This window comes from Mesorhizobium sp. M1A.F.Ca.IN.020.06.1.1 (genome assembly GCF_004023265.1).
GTDB lineage: Bacteria > Pseudomonadota > Alphaproteobacteria > Rhizobiales > Rhizobiaceae > Mesorhizobium.
In genome coordinates this window covers 1-3,847 of sequence record NZ_RZSR01000583.1, presented here as the reverse complement: position 1 = coordinate 3,847, position 3,847 = coordinate 1, and the positions used below count along the sequence as shown (strand labels likewise).

The 3,847-nt window shown below is 63.6% G+C and carries 5 protein-coding genes and 1 pseudogene; all 6 read right to left on the bottom strand.

Annotated elements, in window-relative coordinates:
• Positions 1–346, bottom strand: a pseudogene (locus tag EOA60_RS22795) (hypothetical protein); the annotation flags it as partial.
• Positions 347–353: 7 nt separating this feature from the next.
• Positions 354–815 (bottom strand): protein TolR, encoded by a 462-nt coding sequence (gene tolR / locus EOA60_RS22790; RefSeq protein ID WP_067319458.1) that lies wholly within the window; start codon positions 813–815, stop codon positions 354–356.
• A gap of 9 nt (positions 816–824) precedes the next feature.
• A complete protein-coding gene (gene tolQ / locus EOA60_RS22785; protein WP_067001789.1) occupies positions 825–1,535 on the bottom strand; it encodes a protein TolQ in 711 nt (236 codons plus the stop codon).
• Between the two features lie 395 nt (positions 1,536–1,930).
• On the bottom strand, positions 1,931–2,404 hold the full coding sequence (gene ybgC, locus EOA60_RS22780) for a tol-pal system-associated acyl-CoA thioesterase (RefSeq protein WP_095824086.1): 474 nt from the start codon (positions 2,402–2,404) through the stop codon (positions 1,931–1,933).
• A 147-nt stretch (positions 2,405–2,551) separates the two neighbouring features.
• A complete protein-coding gene (locus EOA60_RS22775) occupies positions 2,552–3,454 on the bottom strand; it encodes a metallophosphoesterase (protein ID WP_095824087.1) in 903 nt (300 codons plus the stop codon).
• Between the two features lie 128 nt (positions 3,455–3,582).
• Positions 3,583–3,847, bottom strand: a 265-nt coding sequence (locus EOA60_RS22770; protein ID WP_281060765.1) for a Holliday junction DNA helicase RuvB C-terminal domain-containing protein, incomplete at its 5' end; no start/stop codon positions are given.

Here is a 3,847-nt window from a genome sequence, read left to right as displayed (position 1 = left end):
GCTTCTCGGTCGGCGTCGGCGCCGGGGGCGGCGCGGATGTCTTCTCGACCGGCTTCGGCTTGGCTTCGTCCGTCGCCGGCTTGTCGGTGTCGACGCTGTTCTCGCCGACCTTCTGCGCGTCGGGGACGATATCCGGGCGCTTGGTCGGCAGCGGCGCCGGCTTGTCATGCATGACCGCTTTCTTGTCGCCCTGCAGGGTCTGCGCGATCGCTTCCATCGGCACGATGTCGACCGCGACGGACTCCACGTCGGAAGCCGGCATGGCGGGCGGCGAGGACAGCGTGAACAGCCCGAAGGCCAGCGCCACCGCATGCAAGATGACCGATGAGGTGAGGCCGGTCCGCATTTGGCGTTTACTGATCCTGTTCCTGCAGCGAAACCAGGCCGATGTTCTTGTAGCCGGCGGCCGAAATGCGGGCCATGACCTTCATGGCGGTGCCATAATCCGTCGACTTGTCGCCGCGAATGAAGATGCGCTCGTCATAGCCGGTCTTCGAGATTGCCTGCAGCTTCGCCACCAGCTCCTCGATCGGGATCTCGGTTTCCTGCAGATAGATCTGGCCGGCCGCGTTGATCGACACCGTGATCGGCTGCGTGTCGACATTCATCGCCTTGGCTTTCGTGTCGGGCAGGTCGATCGGAACGCCGACGGTGAGCAGCGGCGCCGCGACCATGAAGATGATCAGCAGCACCAGCATCACGTCGACCATCGGCGTGACGTTTATTTCCGACATCAGGCCATGATGACGACCGCGCCGCCGGTGGCCGCGTCCGCCTCGCCCTATGCCACCTGCGCTAGCAGCAGACATACCCATGATCGTACCTCAGGCCTTCTGCGCGACTTTTTCATCGATTTGGCGCGAGAGTATGGCGGAGAACTCATCCGCAAACCCTTCCATGCGCACGGCGAGCTTGTTCGCATCCGATGACAGCTTGTTGTAGGCGATGACGGCCGGAATGGCCGCGAGCAGGCCGATGGCCGTCGCCAGCAGCGCTTCCGCGATGCCGGGCGCCACGACCGACAGGCTGGTGTTCTTCGAGGCGGCGATCGCCTGGAAGGAGGTCATGATGCCGATGACGGTGCCGAACAAGCCGATGAATGGCGCGGCCGAACCCGTGGTGGCGAGGAAGCCGAGCCGACCCTCCAGCCTTTCCATCTCGCGGGTCAGCGCGAGATCCATCGCCTTGTCGATGCGGGTCTGCAATGCCAGCGCCGATTTGGCGCCCTTCTCGAAGCTCTTCTTCCATTCGCGCATGGCGGCGACGAAGATCGCGCCCATGCCGGTGGTCTTGCGGTCGGCGAGCGTGCGGTAGAGCTCCTCGAGCGACTGTCCCGACCAAAACACCTGCTCGAAGCGGTTGAGCGCCATCCGCATGCGGCTATAGGCGACAAGCTTGTCGATGATGATCGCCCAGGTCCAGATCGAGGCGCAGAGCAAGCCGATCATGACCAATTTGACCACCCAGCCGGCCTGCATGAACAAGGCCCATATCGACAAATGCGCGCCCGGGTCGGCGAGTGCGATGTTTTCCATGACTACGTCCTTAAGATTTTTCCGGGCATCGCTGGCGGCTGGCCCATGGCATCCCTTTGATCCGATCGCGCGAAGCCTGAAGCTCGCGGGACAAGCCCCGAATGCACCGTTTCGCGGCGTTTTCGGGGCAAACCTTGGTGAAAGGAAGGCACACGAATTGCGCCAATCTTCACCAATTCCTTCATGAACCGTTATGGTTAAGGATGGGTTAGGAGATGAAGCGTGGCGCATTGCCGCGCCCACCCGGCCGGCGCCATGCTGGACGCGGCCGATCAGTGCACATCGCGCTGAAGCGGGTCCGGGCGACGCGCTTTTGGTTGTTTTGGTGGATGTCGTTGTCCCAGAACGGGCAACTCCTGCGTGACAGGGATTCGGCCGAAGCCGGTTCGCGGTGATCAGTCGCTCGCCTTCGGCATAAAGGCCGCGACCCATTCCTTCGGAAATCTGCGCGGGCGGCCGTTCTCCCCGATGATCGCCGCCTCGACCTTCGCTTCGACCAGCACCTCGCCGCCACGCTTCAACTGCTGCGCCATGAAGATGCGGGCGCCCGAAATGTCCTCGGTGCGCGTGTCGATGGTGAGGATGTCGTCCATGCGGGCCGGCGAACGGAAGTCGATCTCCATGCGCCGCACCACCCAGACGATGCGCTCGCCATGCTTGCCATCGGCAAGCTCGGTGTGATGGACGCCGGCGAGCCTGAGATAGTCCGAGCGCCCACGTTCGAAGAATTCGAGATAGCGCGCATGGTAGACGACGCCGGAGAAATCGGTGTCGGCATAGTAGACGCGGGCCATCAGGCGATGGCCGGATTGCGTCAGCGCCCCCGAGAGCCCGGCGCTGAGCGCTGCGGATTCACCATGATCGTCCATCGCGCTTTCCTTATTCAGGCCCGAACAGGCAGGTGTTTGGCGCGAGAACCGGATGGCACTGTTGGGCGCGATGATCAAGCCTTGATGGCGGGGGTTCTGGCGCTTTTGGCGCCTGCGCGGTTTTCCGTCCGCGTGAAAATGCCGGAGCTACCCGAGGTCGATCTGCAGGATCTCTGGTGGCATGCCGAACCGGACCGGCATGATGCTGAAGCCGAGCCCGCCGGAAACGATCAGGTTACGATCGTTCTCGACGACATGGCCATAGGCGTAGCGGTTGCCGAAGTCGGACGGCACGACCGGCGAATAGCCGAACAGCCGCACCTGCCCACCATGGGTGTGGCCCGAAAGCGTTAGCGAAACTCGCCAAGGCACTTTCGGAAAGATGTCCGGCTCATGCGCGAGCAGGATGATCGGCTCGTCGCCTTGCACCTTGGCAAGCGTCCCGCCGAGGTCGTCCAGGCCCTTGAAGCCGTGGCGGCCCAGGGCTTTGCTCGACCGGATTGCCAGTTGGTCCGCGAGTCCAGCGATCCAGAAGCCCTGCCCGTCCTTCTCCAGCCGCATCACGTCGTTTTCCAGCACCGGGATGCCGACTCTCTCCAGTGCCTTGCGCGCGGCCGTTGGCCCGGCCATGGCCAGTTGCGCCGCATGATCGTGCCACCAGTCGTGATTGCCGAGGATCGAGAGCACGCCGAGCGGCGCCTTCAGCCCTGACAAAGCGGCGGCCCACTCCGGTGCAGACACTTCGGCCGTGACCAGCCGCATTCCATCGACATAGTCGCCGAGCAGCACGATCAGGTCTGGCTGCAGGGCATTCGTCCGTTCGACGAGCGAAGCGATCCGCTCCGACGTCATCCAGGGATGGCAGGCATGAATGTCGGCCAGTGCTGCGACGCGCAGCTTGAGGCCCACGGGCCAGTGCGGCGGCGTCAGCGAGTAGCGTTTCACATGGGCGAGCAGCATCGGCTCAATGCCGACCGCATAGGCGCTCAACGACACCATGGACAGGAACGATCCGCCGATGAGGCGCAGAAAGCCACGTCTGGTGATCATCGGTCAGCCCCGACCCCTGGAAATGCGTCAAGCTGCCTTAGAGGCTGCAATTGTGCCTTCAGCTTGGCGGAGCTGGGGAGATTTCGCGCAGGAAGCCCTTCAAGGCGCGTCCGACGAACAAATGTCCGTTACTCGTCCTGGAACAGGCTGATCTGCTGCTGCGCGAGGTCTTTCGGTGCTTCAAGGCCGAGATGCCGCCAGGCATTGGCGGTCAGCACGCGGCCGCGCGGCGTGCGCTGGATGAACCCCTGCTGGATCAGATAGGGCTCGATGATGTCCTCGATGGCGTCGCGCGGTTCCGACAGCCCAGCCGCGATCGTCTCGATGCCGACCGGTCCGCCGCCGAAGTTGCGGGCGATCATCGAGAGATACCGGCGGTCGAGCGCGTCGAGG